General features: G+C 51.9%; 16 protein-coding genes. 11 read left to right on the forward strand and 5 right to left on the reverse strand.

Annotated features, from left to right (window positions below; genetic code table 11):
- Positions 1 to 225: 225 nt before the first annotated feature.
- The 5 genes from recQ (at position 226) to selD (ending at position 7,330) form a co-directional block, all read left to right on the forward strand.
- The gene (recQ, locus tag ABA45_RS09425) at positions 226 to 2,085 is read left to right on the forward strand and encodes a DNA helicase RecQ (protein WP_041635222.1); all 1,860 of its coding nucleotides are present in this window, start codon (positions 226 to 228) and stop codon (positions 2,083 to 2,085) included.
- Positions 2,086 to 2,202: 117 nt separating this feature from the next.
- Positions 2,203 to 3,729 carry a bifunctional GNAT family N-acetyltransferase/carbon-nitrogen hydrolase family protein gene (locus ABA45_RS09430; RefSeq protein ID WP_048385618.1) on the forward strand — a complete coding sequence of 509 codons (1,527 nt, stop codon included), beginning with the start codon at positions 2,203 to 2,205 and terminating at the stop codon, positions 3,727 to 3,729.
- 92 nt (positions 3,730 to 3,821) lie between these two features.
- The gene (locus ABA45_RS09435) at positions 3,822 to 4,118 is read left to right on the forward strand and encodes a hypothetical protein (protein ID WP_227505996.1); all 297 of its coding nucleotides are present in this window, start codon (positions 3,822 to 3,824) and stop codon (positions 4,116 to 4,118) included.
- A gap of 183 nt (positions 4,119 to 4,301) precedes the next feature.
- Positions 4,302 to 5,015 (forward strand): hypothetical protein, encoded by a 714-nt coding sequence (locus ABA45_RS09440; protein ID WP_048385620.1) that lies wholly within the window; start codon positions 4,302 to 4,304, stop codon positions 5,013 to 5,015.
- Positions 5,015 to 7,330 (forward strand): selenide, water dikinase SelD, encoded by a 2,316-nt coding sequence (gene selD, locus ABA45_RS09445; RefSeq protein ID WP_048385622.1) that lies wholly within the window; start codon positions 5,015 to 5,017, stop codon positions 7,328 to 7,330. The genes ABA45_RS09440 and selD overlap by 1 nt, the downstream gene beginning before the upstream one ends.
- Here the strand turns inward: selD and ABA45_RS09450 are convergent.
- Positions 7,324 to 7,767, reverse strand: coding sequence for a hypothetical protein (locus tag ABA45_RS09450; protein WP_227505997.1), 444 nt, complete (start codon positions 7,765 to 7,767; stop codon positions 7,324 to 7,326). The genes selD and ABA45_RS09450 overlap by 7 nt on opposite strands.
- Positions 7,768 to 7,984: 217 nt before the next feature.
- On the opposite strand from ABA45_RS09450, the gene ABA45_RS09455 reads away from it, so the two are divergent.
- Genes ABA45_RS09455 through ABA45_RS09465 form a run of 3 tightly spaced genes read left to right on the forward strand, consistent with a single transcriptional unit; the run spans position 7,985 to position 10,192 of the window.
- Positions 7,985 to 8,902: an ABC transporter ATP-binding protein gene (locus ABA45_RS09455; protein WP_048388915.1), complete on the forward strand. Its 918-nt coding sequence runs from the start codon at positions 7,985 to 7,987 to the stop codon at positions 8,900 to 8,902.
- A gap of 19 nt (positions 8,903 to 8,921) precedes the next feature.
- Positions 8,922 to 9,683, forward strand: a complete 762-nt coding sequence (locus ABA45_RS09460) for an ABC transporter permease (RefSeq protein WP_048385624.1) — start codon at positions 8,922 to 8,924, stop codon at positions 9,681 to 9,683.
- Positions 9,680 to 10,192 (forward strand): DUF192 domain-containing protein, encoded by a 513-nt coding sequence (locus tag ABA45_RS09465; RefSeq protein WP_048385626.1) that lies wholly within the window; start codon positions 9,680 to 9,682, stop codon positions 10,190 to 10,192. The genes ABA45_RS09460 and ABA45_RS09465 overlap by 4 nt, the downstream gene beginning before the upstream one ends.
- Here the strand turns inward: ABA45_RS09465 and ABA45_RS09470 are convergent.
- The gene (locus ABA45_RS09470) at positions 10,189 to 10,980 is read right to left on the reverse strand and encodes an enoyl-CoA hydratase (RefSeq protein ID WP_048385628.1); all 792 of its coding nucleotides are present in this window, start codon (positions 10,978 to 10,980) and stop codon (positions 10,189 to 10,191) included. The genes ABA45_RS09465 and ABA45_RS09470 overlap by 4 nt on opposite strands.
- Positions 10,981 to 11,115: 135 nt before the next feature.
- Complete coding sequence (locus ABA45_RS09475; protein WP_048385630.1) at positions 11,116 to 11,601, reverse strand: YehS family protein; 486 nt, start codon at positions 11,599 to 11,601, stop codon at positions 11,116 to 11,118.
- A 120-nt stretch (positions 11,602 to 11,721) separates the two neighbouring features.
- On the opposite strand from ABA45_RS09475, the gene ABA45_RS09480 reads away from it, so the two are divergent.
- Positions 11,722 to 12,522, forward strand: coding sequence for a hypothetical protein (locus ABA45_RS09480; RefSeq protein ID WP_227505998.1), 801 nt, complete (start codon positions 11,722 to 11,724; stop codon positions 12,520 to 12,522).
- A 26-nt stretch (positions 12,523 to 12,548) separates the two neighbouring features.
- Here ABA45_RS09480 and ABA45_RS09485 read toward each other — a convergent pair whose 3' ends face one another.
- The gene (locus tag ABA45_RS09485; RefSeq protein ID WP_014871307.1) at positions 12,549 to 13,196 is read right to left on the reverse strand and encodes an alternative oxidase; all 648 of its coding nucleotides are present in this window, start codon (positions 13,194 to 13,196) and stop codon (positions 12,549 to 12,551) included.
- Between the two features lie 496 nt (positions 13,197 to 13,692).
- Here ABA45_RS09485 and ABA45_RS09490 point away from each other — a divergent pair, with 496 nt between their 5' ends.
- Positions 13,693 to 14,967, forward strand: a complete 1,275-nt coding sequence (locus tag ABA45_RS09490) for an MFS transporter (protein ID WP_048385632.1) — start codon at positions 13,693 to 13,695, stop codon at positions 14,965 to 14,967.
- Positions 14,968 to 14,998: 31 nt separating this feature from the next.
- Here the strand turns inward: ABA45_RS09490 and ABA45_RS09495 are convergent, their stop codons facing one another.
- The gene (locus ABA45_RS09495) at positions 14,999 to 15,532 is read right to left on the reverse strand and encodes a DUF1569 domain-containing protein (protein ID WP_048385634.1); all 534 of its coding nucleotides are present in this window, start codon (positions 15,530 to 15,532) and stop codon (positions 14,999 to 15,001) included.
- A gap of 228 nt (positions 15,533 to 15,760) precedes the next feature.
- Here ABA45_RS09495 and ABA45_RS09500 point away from each other — a divergent pair, with 228 nt between their 5' ends.
- A complete protein-coding gene (locus ABA45_RS09500; protein ID WP_053076162.1) occupies positions 15,761 to 16,891 on the forward strand; it encodes an L-dopachrome tautomerase-related protein in 1,131 nt (376 codons plus the stop codon).
- The last annotated feature ends 19 nt before the right edge of the window (positions 16,892 to 16,910 follow it).

Genomic DNA, 16,910 nt, shown 5'->3' on the forward strand with positions numbered 1-16,910 from the left:
AAAGCCAATTTTCCTTAAACGTTAATGAAGCTGCACGAATTTTTGCTACGCCTGTGCCCTCAAATGACTTAGCTTTCGTATTATGTCAGGGCACGTGCGTTTTTTTGCCATCCCACGAAGCAAAACACCCACTCCGAAATCTGCTATGATTCTGCCGCAGAAATACACAGCACCGCTCGGTCGGCGCTGCTCCACTCAGGCGGCTTGCGGGTAAACACGTTTATTATGTACTCCCATCAGGACTTCGAACAGCTCTCAAGCGAACGACCTACAGCCGTGCAGACCCCGGAACAGGTGCTGCATGAAGTGTTTGGCTATGACAGCTTTCGCCCGTTACAGGAGGACATTGTAAAAGAGCTGTGCGCCGGCGGCGACGCGCTGGTGCTAATGCCCACCGGCGGCGGTAAATCCCTGTGCTATCAAGTTCCAGCTCTGGTCCGCCCGGGCACCGGTATCGTGGTGTCTCCGTTAATAGCGTTGATGCAAGACCAGGTAAATGCCCTGAAAGAATTGGGAGTTCGAGCCGCTTTTTTGAATTCCACTATGGACTTCGAGCAAGCCCGAGCTACCGAATACGCTCTGATGTCGGGTGAGCTGGATTTGCTGTATTGCGCTCCGGAGCGGCTGATTCAGCCCCGCACTATAGAACTGCTGCACAATACCTCCATCGCTCTGTTTGCAATCGACGAAGCTCATTGTGTTTCACAGTGGGGTCACGACTTCCGTTCGGATTACTTGCAGTTGAGCATGCTCGCGCAAACTTTTCCCGACATACCACGTATCGCTTTGACGGCTACTGCCGATGAGCGCACCCGTAAAGAGATTGCCGAACGCCTGTCGTTAACCCAGGCCCGACATTTTATTAGCGGTTTTGATCGCCCTAATATTCAGTACAGAATTACGCCAAAAATTAATGCTAACAAACAGTTACTCGACTTTATTAAAACCGAACATGAAGGCGATTGCGGCATCGTTTACTGTCTTTCCCGGAAAAAAGTAGACGCCACCGCAAAGCTATTGCAAAGCAAAGGTTACAACGCACTACCCTATCACGCCGGCTTAGCTGCAGATGAGCGAGCATCAAACCAGAACCGTTTCCTGCGCGAAGACAGCATTATTATTGTGGCTACCATCGCGTTTGGTATGGGCATAGACAAACCGGATGTGCGCTTTGTCGCCCACCTCGATTTGCCAAAAAGCCTGGAAGCTTATTATCAGGAAACTGGCCGTGCTGGTCGCGACGGCAAACCCTCTACTGCATGGATGGTTTACGGCCTGCAGGATGTGATCAAACTGCGACAAATGCTAGAAACATCCCAGGGTAACGATCACTTCAAACGGATTGAGCGGCAAAAGCTTGACGCCATGCTGGGCCTTTGTGAGGTTACCGGTTGCAGGCGCAAGGTACTGCTGAACTACTTCGGCGACGAACTGGACCAACCCTGCGGTAATTGCGATACCTGCCTGACGCCGCCAGAGACCTGGGATGGCACCGTTGCCGTACAAAAAGCTCTGTCTTGCGTATTTCGCACCGGTCAGCGCTTTGGTGTGACCTACCTGATTGATGTGCTGCGCGGATCTGAAAACGATCGCTTGGTTCAAATGGGTCACCAGCAGGTGTCCACTTACGGAATCGGCAAAGACTTAACCGCCAACGAGTGGAAATCGGTGTTTCGCCAACTGGTGGCAAACGGCTATCTAAGAGCAGACCCAGACGGTTACGGTGCTTTGCAACTGACCGAACAGTGCCGCCCCCTGTTAAAAGGCGAAGCCAGCGTTCAATTACGTAAAGATCCGGAACCACCAAAAAGTACGGCCAAAGGCAGCTCACGCTCCGCTGCATCGGTGCGGGAGCAGATTACGGATCACGACGGCTGGGAAGCGCTGCGGGCCTGCCGCAAACAGCTCGCGGATAAGCAAGGTGTGCCGCCTTACGTTATTTTCCACGACACCACGCTGTTCGACATGCTGGAGCGCCGGCCGGCCACTCTGGAGGCGCTAGCCGAAGTCAGCGGGGTGGGTGCTGCTAAGCTGGAAAAGTACGGGGAGCTATTTTTACAAACGCTGAACAGCTTGCGCGTCTGAACGGAACGTCATACCTGGATTTTCCACTTCTGTTAGAATCAATTGTCCTTTACTTTCTGGGAGCGCGTGTTTTTTCCGCGCCACCAACTGACTGAACGCCCACCGGAGCCCCTGTTCATGGCCCATGAAGAACTGCATTTGAACCTTCGCAACCTGACGTTGGATGATTACAACCAACTGCAAGTTCTGATGGACCGGGTTTACCATGATATTGGCGGAGCCTGGCCACGCGACACCATCAAGGCCCTGGTAAAACAGTTTCCAGATGGCCAGATCTGCATTGAAAAAAGTGGCGAACTGGTAGCCGTGGCGCTAACGGTGAGCGTGCAGTACGAAAGGTTCAGCAATCCGCACACTTATGATGACCTGATTCTGCGTGATGAAAAACTCCGACACGACGTAAAAGGCGATTCGCTGTACGGCCTCGATGTCTTTATTGACCCCGAATACCGCGGTTACCGCCTCGGTCGCCGGCTTTATGAGGCCCGCAAAGAACTTTGCCGCTCCATGAACCTGCGCGCCATTTTGGCTGGGGGTCGTATTCCGAGTTATCACAAATACAAAGACCACGCTACCCCGGCCGAATACATTGAACGGGTAAGCCGTAAAGATATTTATGACCCGATCCTGAGTTTTCAGCTGTCCAATGATTTTCAGGTAACCCGCTTGTTACACAAATATTTGCCGGAAGATGAAAAATCTCTAGGCTATGCAACCCTGCTGGAATGGCGGAACATTCTGTATGTTCCCCCGTCCTCGGTTCTGAACGCACGTAAAACCCAAGTTCGCATGGGTGCAGTGCAGTGGCAGATGCGTGAGTTTGCATCGGTTGAGGAAGTGTTAACGCAGGTTGAGTATTTTGTTGATGCCTTGTCAGACTACAAAAGCGACTTCGCCCTGTTTCCAGAGTTTTTTAACGCGCCCTTGATGGGCCTGACGGATCAGGTCGACCAAACACGCGCCGTACGTTTCCTTGCAGGGTTCACTGAACAGTTCCGTAATGAAATGTCTGACATGGCGGTCAGTTACAACATCAATATAATCACCGGCTCAATGCCGCTGATTGAAAATGACCGGGTCTACAACGTATCGTACCTGTGCCACCGCGATGGCCGCGTAGACGAGCAGCGTAAAATTCACATCACCCCACATGAACGCCGTGACTGGGTGATTGAGGGTGGGAACGAGTTCAAGGTGTTTGACACAGACGCCGGCCGCGTCGCTATTATGATCTGCTACGACATTGAGTTCCCGGAGCTGGGGCGCATGGCAGCCGAGCAGGAGGTAGACATCATTTGCGTGCCCTTCTGGACCGATACCAAGAACGGCTATCTGCGAGTGCGTCACTGCGCACAGGCCCGTGCTATTGAAAACGAATGCTATGTGGTCATTACCGGCAGCGTTGGCAACCTGCCAAAGGTAGAGAACCTGGATATCCAGTACGCGCAGTCTTCGGTATTCTCGCCCTCAGACTTTGGATTTCCCCATGACGCGGTGATGGCTGAAACCACTCCGAACACCGAAATGATCATGTTTTCTGATATGGACCTTGAAAAGCTGACGCTGGTGCGTAACGAAGGTTCGGTGACCAATCTTAAAGATCGCCGGGTTGATCTCTATCAGCTAAAAACACGTCCGTTCTAATGATTGGCTTGAAAAACTGGTCGAACCTAGTACTTTAGGAAGCGAGCAACAAGGTTCGTCAAACGTTGACATGACGGCAGGAATTTTTATTGATGAATGAAGCATTACCCGATTTACGCGCCCGCTTCCACTTTCGGCATGGGCTGTTTCGTAAAGAACGTGTGGATGTTCCAGTGTTTGAGTTAGACACTTACGGATGCGTATTGAAAAGTGACAAAGTGTTCGAACCCGGCGACACCATTATTCTGGACTTGGTGATGACCATGCCAGTAGACGACATTTGCGCCCAAGGCATAAACGGCGTAATTATCCAATGCCGAAAACACTGTAGTAATTTTTTTTACTCCGTTGAGTTTGTTGATCCGGACCGGCAAAAAAACCCCATCTAAGTGATAACTTAAGTCGTATTCGCAGTGTCTTAACCAGAAAGCAGTCCATTCGGTCCCGCCGCTCATAAGGCCCTGGCGCAGCGTGGCATAAGACGGCCTGAACCAGCTTTGTACTGATTTTCAGTTATTCAGTTTTGCTATTCACCGCAAATGTATTGCCCCAACCCCCCTGAGAAAAACATCATGGCCAAGAAAGAAAAGTCAAAAAATGTCGAAAAAATTGTAAAAAAAGTAAACAAGAAATTCGCTAAAACCACGTCACACATTGAAAGTCTGTTTAATGATGCTTTAAAACAGTTCGACAATCTGCAAACCCAGATAAAACAGCCTGTGCACAAGCTGCGTAAGGATATTGACGAACTGCGCGATCGCGAAATGAAGCGCTTCAACGACGAATTCGAGCGCCGGCTTCAGGAATTTCAAGAAATGCAAAACAGCCTGCTGGAACGATTGGGCATTGGACACGCCGACGAAGATAAGCCAGACAACAAGAAACCGGTGTTGCCGACTCCTGCAGTAGCCAAGAAAAAAAAGGCAAAGCCTGCGGCTGAGTCTGTTGTAGCCTCAGAATCCACGCCATCAAAATCAAAAGCACCCATAAAAACCAAGGTCAAAGCCGCACCTTCACCTACGCCTACATCTGCTAAAGCACCGGCAAAGGCACCGGCTCAAGCTCCGGCTAAAACCAAAGCAAAAACAACTCAACTGGCAGATCCTTCCGACCTGACCCGAGTCAAAGGCATTGGCCCCGCTACCCAGAAAAAAATGAAAGAAGCCGGGTTGAACACAATCAGTCAGATTGCCAATCCCAGCGCCGAAGACCAAGAAAAGCTAAAAGCATTTGCCAGCATCAAGGACTTTGACCAACTGGCAGCTGAAGCCAAGAAAATCGTTTAATGCAAACGCCTGACCAGCCTGTATTACAGGACATTGTCCTGCTTGGCGGCGGGCACAGCCACGTCGGGGTTCTGCGGCAGTTCGCCATGAATCCCGTACCTGGCGTGCGTTTAACGCTGATTTGCCGCGACACCGACACGCCCTACTCTGGCATGCTGCCCGGTTACATTGCAGGCCACTACAGCCATGACGACATCCATATTGATTTAAGCCGACTGGCTGAGTTTGCAGGAGCGCGCTTTTACCGGGACGAAGCCATTGGCCTGGATACTGCCACCCAACAGGTTATCTGCCGTGATCGCCCGCCCGTCAGCTACGATTTGCTCTCTATCAACATTGGTTCTTCACCGCGCACTGCCGGAGTGAAAGGTGCCGCCGAACACGCAGTACCAGTGAAACCTATTAACCGCTTCAATCGGCACTGGCTGGACTTGCTTGACCGCATAAAACAACACCAGGGCCCGTTCACATTGGCTGTAGTAGGTGCGGGCGCTGGTGGCGTTGAAATGGCTCTGGCTATGCAATACCGCTTGCACAACGAACTACGCGATGTTGCCAACCAGGCGATAGAACTCCACGTGCACATACTGGATGCCGCTGACACGATATTGCCCACCCACAACCCAAAAGTACGCGCCCTATTTGAACGCACTCTGGCTGAGCGGGGTGTGAATGTTCATTTGGGTGCGGCAGTCACCGGAGTAACCGCCCGAACCTTACAAATTGAAGGCGAAAAAACGCCCTTGATGGCGGACGAAGTGCTCTGGGTAACCCGCGCCGGCGGCCCGAAATGGCTGGCCCAAACGGGGTTGGCACTGGACGACGGTTTGTTTATTCGAGTACGCAATACGCTTCAGGTTGAAAACAACGATCGCATTTTTGCGGTTGGCGATATTGCCAACATGATTCACCACCCGCGGGAAAAAGCTGGAGTATTTGCGGTACGCCAAGGCAAGCCGCTAGCGGATAATCTGCGCCGGATGGCCCTTGGCAAAACGCCGTTGAACTATCACCCTCAGAAAAAATGGCTGGCGTTGATTTCCACCGGTGACCGCTACGCGGTAGCCTCGCGCGGAAAGCTGAGCGTATCGGGCGCATTGGTGTGGCATTGGAAAGACCAGATCGACCGTCGCTTTATGAAGAAATTTAAAGAATTGCCGGCCATGCCTAACAAGCTGGTTAAAGCGAATACCGCCGCTGCACGTTCCACCGAAGACGCCGCCCAGGCGCTGTCTTTGGCCACCATGCGCTGCGGCGGTTGCGGTGCTAAGGTCGGTAGCACAGTGTTGTCGCGCGCGTTGTCAAAGCTTCAGCCGGTGAACCGTGATGATGTCATTGTTGGCCTTCACGCTCCGGATGACGCTGCCGTACTGCGCATGCCTCCGGGCAAAGCCATTGTACAAACGGTGGACTTCTTTCGTGCTTTCATTGATGACCCCTACCTGTTTGGCCAGATTGCCGCCAATCACAGCCTGGGGGATATCTTTGCCATGGGTGCAACGCCGCAAAGCGCTACGGCTATCGCCACCGTGCCCTATGGCATCGAAACCAAAGTGGAAGAACAAATCTATCAAATGATGGCCGGCGCTGTGTCGGTGTTAAATGATGCCAATTGTGCTTTGGTAGGCGGCCATACCGGCGAAGGCCAGGAACTGGCTCTCGGGTTTGCGGTGAACGGCCTGATTGATCCGGCTGTGCTGATGAGCAAGGGCGGAATGCAACCCGGTGACGCTATTATTCTCACCAAGCCCATAGGCACCGGAACTCTGCTGGCTGCACATGCACAGCTGATTGCCAAAGGCCGTTGGATTGACGCAGCTCTGCGCTGCATGACGCAGTCCAGTGCCAGCGCTGCCGAGTGTTTTCAGCAACACCAAGCAACAGCTTGCACCGACGTTACCGGCTTTGGCCTGCTTGGACACCTGGCAGAAATGCTACGCCCATCAAATTGTGCTGTGGAGCTTAACCTTGCCACCATACCGCTACTGGACGGTGCATTAGAAACCAGCAGCCAGGGCATTTTAAGCTCACTTCACATTGCCAACAGCAGCGCAGCCAGCAGCATTGAGCAGGTCAGCCAGTGGCAAAGTCATCCGGTTTATCCGCTGCTGTTTGACCCACAAACCGCAGGAGGCTTGCTAGCAAGCGTACCTGCAAACAAAGTTGACGATTGTTTAATGGCATTACGCCGGTGTGGTTATGCTCACGCCGCGGTTGTCGGCGTTGTTAAAAAAAGTGAAGCATGGGTTATAGGAACACCCGCAAGCGACACTGATAATATCGCCAACGCCAACATAACTTTGGTCGATCAGTAGGCCTGAAACACCATCCTGAACGGCGGTTGATCGACCAGCGGCGTCATGCCTTTTTGCAAGTCTACACGCCAATTCATAGCGTCGCCGGTGGTGCAAAAAGGCGCGTAAAATTCGGCGTAATAATCATTGCCGTTGCGCACCAGTGGCACCGGGTATTCGCCCATGTACATAGACTCGCCGCGTAACACCACTAATAGCGGCTGAGGCGCGCCAGGAGCTACAATGTCCAAGCGGTAATTGTTCTCGGTGTCGTTATTCGTGGTGATATCAGACAGGCTTACCCGCCAGTTCTGGCCCTGTTGCGGCCAGTCGCAGTCGCTCTTTTGCAGGTTACAGGTGCTGGTCTGCTGCCCCGTATTTTTACTATTCGAGCTATCCAGCCAGCGCAGCGCCATAGCAGCGACAGCAATCAATACGATAATCAGACCTATTTTCAAACTCGAAACCTTTATCCCACGTATCATTGGCACACCTTGCTGGTAAAGCAGCATTATGGACAGTTCTGCCGCTCATTCAAAGGTTTCTAAAGCAACCGAAGTCATGACAAAATGATCGCTTGCTATCATTCAGCCAATGTTTATCTATTGGAAAACAGGCCAGTATTTACTTTTTTTAAAGCAGGCCAGTGTTTATTTTTTACAACAGGATGGTGCCGTGCAACCGGAAATTTCCATAAAAAACCTCAACAAATCCTACGACAGCGGCTTTCAGGCCCTGAAAGACATCAACCTCGACATTAGCCGCGGCGAAATATTCGCGCTGCTGGGCCCCAACGGCGCGGGAAAAACCACGCTGATCAGCATTATCTGCGGTCTGGTGAATATGTCGTCGGGTCAGGTTCTGGCTGCGGGTAACGATATCATTCGCGACTACCGTCGAGCTCGGCAAGCCATAGGTCTTGTGCCGCAAGAACTCGCCACCGATTCGTTTGAAACCGTTTGGGCCGCTGTCTCTTTCAGCCGAGGATTGTTTGGTAAACCGGCAAACCCGGCTCATATTGAAAAAATATTGAAGGCTCTATCGTTGTGGGACAAACGCAACAATCACATAATGACGTTGTCTGGCGGCATGAAGCGCCGAGTAATGATTGCCAAGGCTCTGTCCCACGAGCCACGCATCCTATTTCTGGACGAACCCACCGCTGGTGTAGACGTAGAACTGCGTCGGGATATGTGGGCGCTGGTGCGCCAACTGCGGGAAAGTGGCGTTACCATCATTCTGACCACCCACTACATCGAAGAAGCCGAAGAAATGGCGGATCGTATTGGAGTTATCCGTCAGGGGGAAATCATACTCGTGGAAGACAAAGACCAGCTGATGAGTAAGTTGGGGAAAAAAGAACTGCGCCTGCAATTGCAAAACAAACTCGAATTTTTGCCCCCCGAATTGGCTGCGGAATCTTTGGAGCTGTCCGAGTCTGGCCAGGAACTGATTTACACCTTCGCCCAACACGAGCAGACCGGTATTGCCCAACTGCTAAGAACCCTGGGCGACCTTGGAATTGAATACCGCGACTTGAAAACCCGGGAAACCTCTCTCGAAGACATATTTGTTGGGCTGGTGCGTGAATGAACACCCTACGGAGAACAGCATGAACCTTTACGGCGTAAGCGCCATTTATAAATTTGAAATGGCCCGCATGCAGCGAACCCTAATGCAAAGCATACTCTCGCCTGTGATTTCCACGTGCTTGTATTTCGTGGTTTTCGGTTCGGCCATAGGCGCTCGCATGGGTGATATTGGCGATGTGCCTTATGGCGCATTTATCATCCCCGGGTTAGTCATGCTTTCACTGCTGATGAACAGCATTTCCAACGCGTCTTTCGGCATTTACATGCCAAAATTTTCGGGCACCGTCTACGAGGTGCTATCGGCGCCTATATCCTATATCGAGGTGGTACTGGGTTACGTGGGTGCTGCGGCCACAAAGTCGGTGATACTAGGGTTGATCATCCTGGCTACCTCTAAGTTTTTTGTCGATTACAGCATTTTGCACCCGTTCTGGATGGTATCTTTCTTAGTACTCACTTCCGTCACCTTCAGCCTGTTCGGCTTTATTATTGGCATTTGGGCTGACAATTTCGAAAAGCTACAAGTTGTTCCAATGATGATTGTGACTCCATTAACATTTTTGGGCGGCACATTTTATTCAATCGACATGCTGCCAGAGATCTGGCAAACCATCAGCCTGTTCAATCCCGTGGTGTACCTGATCAGTGGCTTTCGCTGGGCATTTTTCGGCGTGTCTGACGTCCACATTGGCGTTAGCCTACTTATGACGTTGGGTTTTCTCACCGCCTGCTTAGTGACCATCAGTTGGATTTTCAAAACCGGATACAGACTGCGCCCATGAACCTGGTCGCGTCAAAACCAAAACTTATCGCCTTGAGTGTATCGCTGCTGATGGTGGCGTGCACCACTGGTGCCCAAGCCCTTGAGTCCCAGGTGTTGCCGGCGCAATCAGCATGCTTTGTGAGTAAAGAACAGAGCGTTTCTGTTAGCCTGGAATGGGCCGAAACAGCAGAACAGCGGCGCATCGGCCTGATGGGACGGGACAAACTGGAAGAACACAGCGGCATGCTGTTTGACTACAACAGCCTTCAGTCTGCCGAAAACAGCTTCTGGATGCGCAACACACTGATAGCGCTAGACATTGCCTATGTAAACGAGCAAGGAAGCATTGTGGCCATTAATCGGATGGCGCCTTGCAAATCTGTTGCGGCGTCCAACTGCCCGATCTACCCGGCGGGCGCCGAATTTGTCCAAGCTATAGAGATGAACGCCGGATTTTTTAGCCGTTATCAATTAACTCTGGGCGATCGCTTACAGACAGCTCCGGCGCTTTGCGCCAGCAGACCTTAGCGATCCTGCCACTTAGCCGGCCGCTTCGCCAGAAACGCGCAAATTCCCTCTTCCGCATCCTCAGCTTCCAGGTTCGTTGCCATCACCTGCGAGGTGAAGGCGTAGGCTTCATGCAGGGGCATTTCCAGCTGACGATAAAACGCCTGTTTGCCGATTTTCAAAGTATGGCCGGACTTGCCAGCGATTGTACCCGCCAGCTGTGCAACCGCATTATCCAGTTCACTGTCGGCAACCACCCGGTTCACTAACCCGATCTGCTCTGCCCGGGCAGCACTGATCATCTCGCCGGTGAGCAACATTTCCATGGCGTGTTTTGGTGATACGTTGCGGGACAGCGCCACCATTGGCGTGGAACAGAACAAACCAATATTCACCCCGGGCGTCGCGAAGCGCGCCGTTTCACCGGCAACCGCCAGATCACAACTGGCCACCAGCTGGCAGCCAGCCGCTGTGGCTACGCCATCAACTCGGGCAATCACCGGTTTCGGCAAATTCACAATCTGCTGCATCACCTTGCTGCACAACTCAAACAGAGACAGCATAAACGGCGTGCTGCCGAGCTGACCCTGTACCTCTTTCAAATCGTGACCGGCACAAAACACCTTGCCACTGGCGGCCAAAACCACAACCCGCGTGGCGGCGTCATCGGCCAATCCCACCAACTGATCATGCAACGCTTGCAGCATCGCCATCGACAAACTGTTACGACCGGCCGGATTATTCAGTGTAAGCGTGGTGACGCCGTCCAAATTATCGACTAATAGCAAGGAATCCGATTCAGACGTCATGATGTTCTCCTTTTATTAACCATTTTTATTCAGAACATTAGATTGCGCATTCAAGTATTGAATAGCCTGACAATCATGTCGAAGCGACATTGGTAGCATGGCGGAGATTTCATCTGCCGGTGGTTGGGTATTTTGCTATGATTCAGCGTCTGAAGCATCATGGTTTGGCCGTACCTGGCGCTGCAAGCCCAGCAAAAAATTTCGAAGAATCTGGTCTTTACACTCTCGATAATTCTTATTACCAAGCTTGCGGAAAAGCGCACTTAATTCATGGTTACTTAATTGAAACTCTACCAACTGAAAAATGGCCAAAATATCATCAGCCTTTAAATTTAGAGCAATTCGCAGTTTCTGGAATACAATATTATTATTCAGCTGCGTCTCTGGCCCTGGCTGCTCGCCATCGCGTTTACCACGCTTATAAATAATAAAACCATTAAGAAAAACAGCTAACGCCGTGTCATTGAGCTTCAGAAAAGTATCGTCTTCTTCTTTTTTCAGCCAAGCAGAGACCTGCTCTTCGGTTACGGTAAAGTCAGCTAAAGAGAAGATTTCAATCGTAGTACTGTCATTTAAATCAAAGATATATCGCACACGGCGCAAAACATCATTATTGGTCAAAATATAATTCCTAGTCTTAGGTGAATCCAGCTCAGTTAAAACCGTCTTTTAAAACCCAGCATTTTACCATAACTGCAACTTCTAACCCGAACCGATTGTCACTTTTCTAGTGATCTTCGAATGTTCATTAATCTCAACCTTTCCTGTAGTGGCAGACCAAATTTGATGATCGATTCTCAGACAGAAGACGTGATGCAAAGCGTCGAAAAGGTGATTCAAGACTCCCTTCGATTCAAGCTGAAACTTGACATCGGCGAAGACGCTTACACCTCGTTAAAGCTTAAGAAGTACTTCCTCGACAGTGTTGATGCAGTTACCGGCGCAACAACGGGCGTTGCCGTTGCCCAGTCGTCGTTGGTCGCTTCAACCTTTTTTACTCAATCGGGATTTCTGGGTGTGCTGGGGATTGGCACAGCCGCCACACCGGTTGGCTGGGCCATAGCCGCATGTGTCGCTGGTGCAGGGCTGAGTATTGTTATCGGCAAATATTTTGTTCGTGAATCGTCTGGCAGAGTGAAATCGATTCCGGATTTTATCAATACGCCTCTGGATATTTTAGCCACTGGCCTTTTTGACATGATCGCTATGCTGGGGGTAAAACGGGCTTCCCTGGATGGCAAAGTGAATCACCAAGAGCGAGAGTTTATTAAGTTCTATTTTGTAAACCAGTGGGGCTATGACATAGGCTTCGTCGATAAGGGACTCTTGCTGATCGAGTTACAGGCTGATCAATACACTGTGAAAGGAATAAGCGAGCAGCTTGCTCGCTTTAAAAAATCCAACCCTGACTGCAACTACAAATTCATGTCTAACGAGATCATCTCGTTTCTTACCGGTTTGGCAGAAGCCGCGCCCCTAAGATTCCATCCCTTAAGAGGCGGCGGCACTGGCACTGCACATTTAGTCCAAATATTTAATTAAGACCCTGGTCTCAAAAAAATACGTAATCAATGGTCAAAGCTATCGGCAAAGCGGTGGTTGACATCCCGATGACCCGCTTCATCAAGCCTGACCACTATAATGACATCGCGCAAAGTCGCATCAGCGGGCAATTTCCAATAGTCAATTGCGATCTGCGGCGCGGCCACGTTTTCCAAACGACCACTGTCCACCTCAGCCAGGTATTCGCCATAGCTATAGACCGCCTCTTCTTCGAAATAACCTACTAGCCTATGTGCGGTGCGGCCAGAAACAATATAAAGAAAGAGAAAGCTGGTAAAAAAAATCCCCTGCGCAAGCAAAATCAGCACCCGTTCCAAAAAGCTGGGCTGAGCAATTTGTACAAACGTCATCAGGTGCATGCGTTCGTTTTCAGCCTCCTCCAGCAGTGTGTGGATCCATTCCCGATTGTCTTCCATCCGACGAAGCGAGCGCATGTGCCCGACCATCCCGCCAACCATCCCCGGCACAGCTGCTACGGTTTCCAACACCACCGCACGGTGTCCATAGCGCTTGGCAAAAAAAAGATCAGCAAAAAAACGTAGCAGCCTGGTTAAGCGAAAGGCCACGCGGTCAGAAAAGCCCGAAGGGGTATGGTGTTTACTCAGCGGATCACTGTTGTGTTCCGTTGAAAAAGACCCCAATGCTTCGTTCATGTTAACGATCTCCAAATTAAGCGTATCAAGACCCCATAAAAAACACTGCCGAGGTGGGGAATGCTCACGGCACCTATAATTACGAGGTTCACCAACCAGTTAGATCACTGTCCCTTGCACACTACTCGAATGTAATCATTTACTTTCTAGGTGCTGGTGCTGACCCACTTTCTGAGAAATCAGCATGACACCAAACGAGGAAGCACAGGCTTGGCAACAAACTATCACTGACTGGTAAGCACCCGGCGTGGCACACTGGGTTGTCTGCCTGGGTGACGCGATCAAACCGCTGGAAAACTTTAAAGCTTCGCTCGTCGGAGCTCTTTTCTGCCTGTGTTCTGTGTCGTTAGGAGAATAGATCTTTCCCGGTTTTGTGAAAGGCCCAGTGATCTAACTGATTGGTGAATCTCGTAATTGCATCTATAAACCTGACCCGACTTCCGGCCTCCATGCTCCTGTTTCCGGGAATTTTCGATGCCTTACTGGCGGAGGTGGCATGAAGTCTCTCTCGAACACAGGGTTTGCGCTCTTTGGTGCAGTCCTGATCGCGATTAGCTACGGGCTCGCGCGCTTCGCCTTTGGTCTATTTGTACCCCCTATCCGGGCCGAGCTGGGTCTTACGCCTGAAGTAATCGGTATCATCGGCGCGCTGCCGCTTATCAGTTTCCTTCTGGCGACCTTGGTGGCACCGCTCTCCGCCGATCGTCTCGGTGCCCGCAATACGGCCGTCCTGTCGTGTGGTTTCGGCGTCGTCGGTCTGGCGCTTATCAGCCAGGCGTCTGATGCTCTGTCGCTCGGAGTAGGTGTGTTTGCGTGCGGCATTTGCACCGGCCTTATGATGCCGGCGCTAACGGCTGCCATGCAGGCTATGGTGAGCCGCGCGGTGCACGGCCGTGTCAGTTCAGTCATGAATGCGGGCACCAGCATTGGCGTCGTCGTTGCCGTACCGGTGGTCCTTTTCCTATCTGGCGCTTGGCGGTACGCGTACCTGTCCTTCGCCATCCTGGCGGGGATTGGCGTCATTGCTGCGTGGTACTTTATCCCTTCCGTGTCTCGGGTCATTCCCGCGAACGCTGCGTCGACAACGCCAATCAGCGGCCTGCAGTGGTGGCGTCTGTTCAGGCTTTCGCTATTTGCATTCGTGATGGGTTTCGTTTCCTCTGCATACTGGATCTTCGCTCCCGATTTAATGGTCACCCTCGGCGGCCTACCGCCCTCTGCAACCGGGTGGCTATGGCTCGCGGTTGGTATTGCCGGCATCGGAGGTGCCGTGGTGGCCGACCTGGCCGATCGCAACAACCCACCCATTACACACTCGCTAATGCTGGTAATGTTATCCGCGAGCCTGGCACTGCTTGCTGCCAGCCCTGATCAGCTGGTGCTCGCGGCATTCTCTGCGCTGGTCTTCGGTCTGGCCTATATGAGCCTGACGGGGCTCTATCTGATGACGGGCATTCGCCTGTTGCCGGGCCGATTGTCGATGGGGCCGGTACTGCCATTCATGGCTGTCTCGCTCGGGCAGGCAACTGGCTCGCCTGTTGTCGGCATGCTGGTGAGCAAATTTGGCTACGCCAATGCATTTTCCACTTTTTCCGCGATCGGAATCCTGGTAGCCATGTTGTCGCCCCTATACCCGCGCTACATTGACCATGAACCCGAGGAGGAACAGGTTGACGACCAAACCGGCCTGCAGGCGGCATACGATTACCAGCTCCTGGACGAAGATGGCGAGCCGTTGGCACCCGTCGCGGATGAGGCCGAGAACCCTTAGCAAGCCGCAGCAACTTCAAGCGTCTTCTTGACTAACTGGTTAGTTCTATCTCCAGAAGATGATTGTAAAAGTGCATTGCATGCGCCTGTTCATACTGTTGTTTGGTCATGTTTCCATAGGCGAAGTGCTCTGCCAGATGGCCATGATAGCCCTTAAACTTAATCATCGACTCCTTGAGCCGCTGATAGGCGTATCTTATATCGCCGCTTTCCTTGATCAAAGGAGCCCCTGGAATTGCCTCGCTCAAGTCATGAGTCATTTTTCCTTTTGCAGAAAATGCGGCAAATGCCAGTTTGCCAACGGTCTTCTTGAAAAGAGCTGGCTTGTGCTCAGGAAAACTGGACATCGAGAACTCAACGCTTTGGGCCGAATGAATCAGTATCTGATAGATATTCCATTCTCCCAGTGTCGCGATCTTATCGTTCATCAACTTATCGAGAGTTTTAAGAGAAGCATCAATTGTCAGTGCTCTATCGTTAGATCCACTTCCTAACCACACAACACCGCTCGTACCAACAACAAACCCGCCAGCCATTATTCCTAAGAGAACATTTCGACGATTCATCTAATCACCTCATATAAGCAGACACTGAGCTGAGCATCTTCACTGGAGTCATTAAGATCCTACCCGCCCCTAATTTTATGACTATTCCTGCAGTTGTTACCACTAAACGACCCGCTGATCGCACCGTCGATTGTTACAGTATGGTTGACGGCTCATTTTGTTGGCATTTTTTGATCGGTCGTCCAGTACAACTCGTACATGCGGGCTTAATTTATTAAGGAGAAAGTTATGACGATTCGTGTTTCAACGCGCGCATTGGGCGCGCTGCTAATACCGATGCTTCTGGCTGGTTGCAATGCCGTTGGCAACTGGAGTCACGGCGGGGCCGTCGCAACAAACGCCGCGACACTGGAGCCGGTGCGAGGAGAAATACGAACCGTCGCAATGTTGCAAATTCGCCCCGGCAACGTGGCCGTCAGTGCGGACGGTCGTGTTTTTTCCACTATCCATCCGATGGACGGCGATCACGACGTACAGCTCATTGAGGTGACCGGCCCCCACAGTTACCGTGCCTGGCCGTCCACCGAGGTTCAAACGCACAATGGCAACTACCAGGACGCCACGATCGACTCGCCTCTAGGCATTGCACTGGATGGCCAGGGTGGGCTCTGGATTACCGACACCGGCAATCATCTGGGCAAAACCCGAATCTGGGGGTTTACTATCGCCTCCGGTGAATTGATTCAGAGAGTAACCCTGCCAGCAGATGTGGCGCCGAAAGGCAGTTTTATTCAAGATTTGGTGGTTGACCGCAAACGGGGCTTTGCCTATCTGGCGGATATCGCCAATCCCAGCCTGCTGACGGTCAATCTGGCAAGTGGCGACACCTGGCGCTTTCAGGGTCATGCGTCGCTTCAACCACAAGCCGATGCGCGCCTGGTGATCAATGGAGAGGCCATACAGTTTGGCGGCGCACCCGCGAACGTCGGGGCTAACCCCATCACCCTGTCAGATGACCGCAGCACCGTCTACTTTGGTGCCATGAATGGTCTGGACTGGTTTAGCGTGCCCGCCAGCCTGTTGCGCGAGCACGCCAGTGACGGACAAGTTGCAGATGCGATTGTCCGGATTGGGCCCAAACCGGTGTCTGACGGCGCCGATACCGACGCTGCAGGCCGCCACTTTTTCACCAACCTGAATCACAACGGCATTGATATTCTGCTGCCTGGAGGTAGCCTGGAACCCCTGGCACGAGACGAGCGTCTGAGTTGGCCTGACAGTGTCCGTATGGGCCCGCAGGGCTGGCTCTACGTTGCGGTCAACCAGCTGCACAAAGCGCCTCCCTTCACCGGTGGTAAAGATCAGGGTAAGCCGCCCTACTCTATCTATAAGGTCTGGGTTGGAGACGTTGAAGAGTAACACTGCAATTATTCATGGC

It is taken from the genome of Marinobacter psychrophilus (assembly GCF_001043175.1).
GTDB classification, from domain to species: domain Bacteria; phylum Pseudomonadota; class Gammaproteobacteria; order Pseudomonadales; family Oleiphilaceae; genus Marinobacter; species Marinobacter psychrophilus.

Bases quoted from the DNA above. Each gene is read 5' to 3' on its own strand.
- recQ (WP_041635222.1), top strand. From the start codon at position 226: ATGTACTCCCATCAGGACTTCGAACAGCTCTCAAGCGAACGACCTACA.
- ABA45_RS09430 (WP_048385618.1), top strand. From the start codon at position 2,203: ATGGCCCATGAAGAACTGCATTTGAACCTTCGCAACCTGACGTTGGAT.
- ABA45_RS09435 (WP_227505996.1), top strand. From the start codon at position 3,822: ATGAATGAAGCATTACCCGATTTACGCGCCCGCTTCCACTTTCGGCAT.
- ABA45_RS09440 (WP_048385620.1), top strand. From the start codon at position 4,302: ATGGCCAAGAAAGAAAAGTCAAAAAATGTCGAAAAAATTGTAAAAAAA.
- selD (WP_048385622.1), top strand. From the start codon at position 5,015: ATGCAAACGCCTGACCAGCCTGTATTACAGGACATTGTCCTGCTTGGC.
- ABA45_RS09460 (WP_048385624.1), top strand. From the start codon at position 8,922: ATGAACCTTTACGGCGTAAGCGCCATTTATAAATTTGAAATGGCCCGC.
- ABA45_RS09465 (WP_048385626.1), top strand. From the start codon at position 9,680: ATGAACCTGGTCGCGTCAAAACCAAAACTTATCGCCTTGAGTGTATCG.
- ABA45_RS09470 (WP_048385628.1), bottom strand. From the start codon at position 10,980: ATGACGTCTGAATCGGATTCCTTGCTATTAGTCGATAATTTGGACGGC.
- ABA45_RS09480 (WP_227505998.1), top strand. From the start codon at position 11,722: ATGTTCATTAATCTCAACCTTTCCTGTAGTGGCAGACCAAATTTGATG.
- ABA45_RS09485 (WP_014871307.1), bottom strand. From the start codon at position 13,196: ATGAACGAAGCATTGGGGTCTTTTTCAACGGAACACAACAGTGATCCG.
- ABA45_RS09490 (WP_048385632.1), top strand. From the start codon at position 13,693: ATGAAGTCTCTCTCGAACACAGGGTTTGCGCTCTTTGGTGCAGTCCTG.
- ABA45_RS09495 (WP_048385634.1), bottom strand. From the start codon at position 15,532: ATGAATCGTCGAAATGTTCTCTTAGGAATAATGGCTGGCGGGTTTGTT.
- ABA45_RS09500 (WP_053076162.1), top strand. From the start codon at position 15,761: ATGACGATTCGTGTTTCAACGCGCGCATTGGGCGCGCTGCTAATACCG.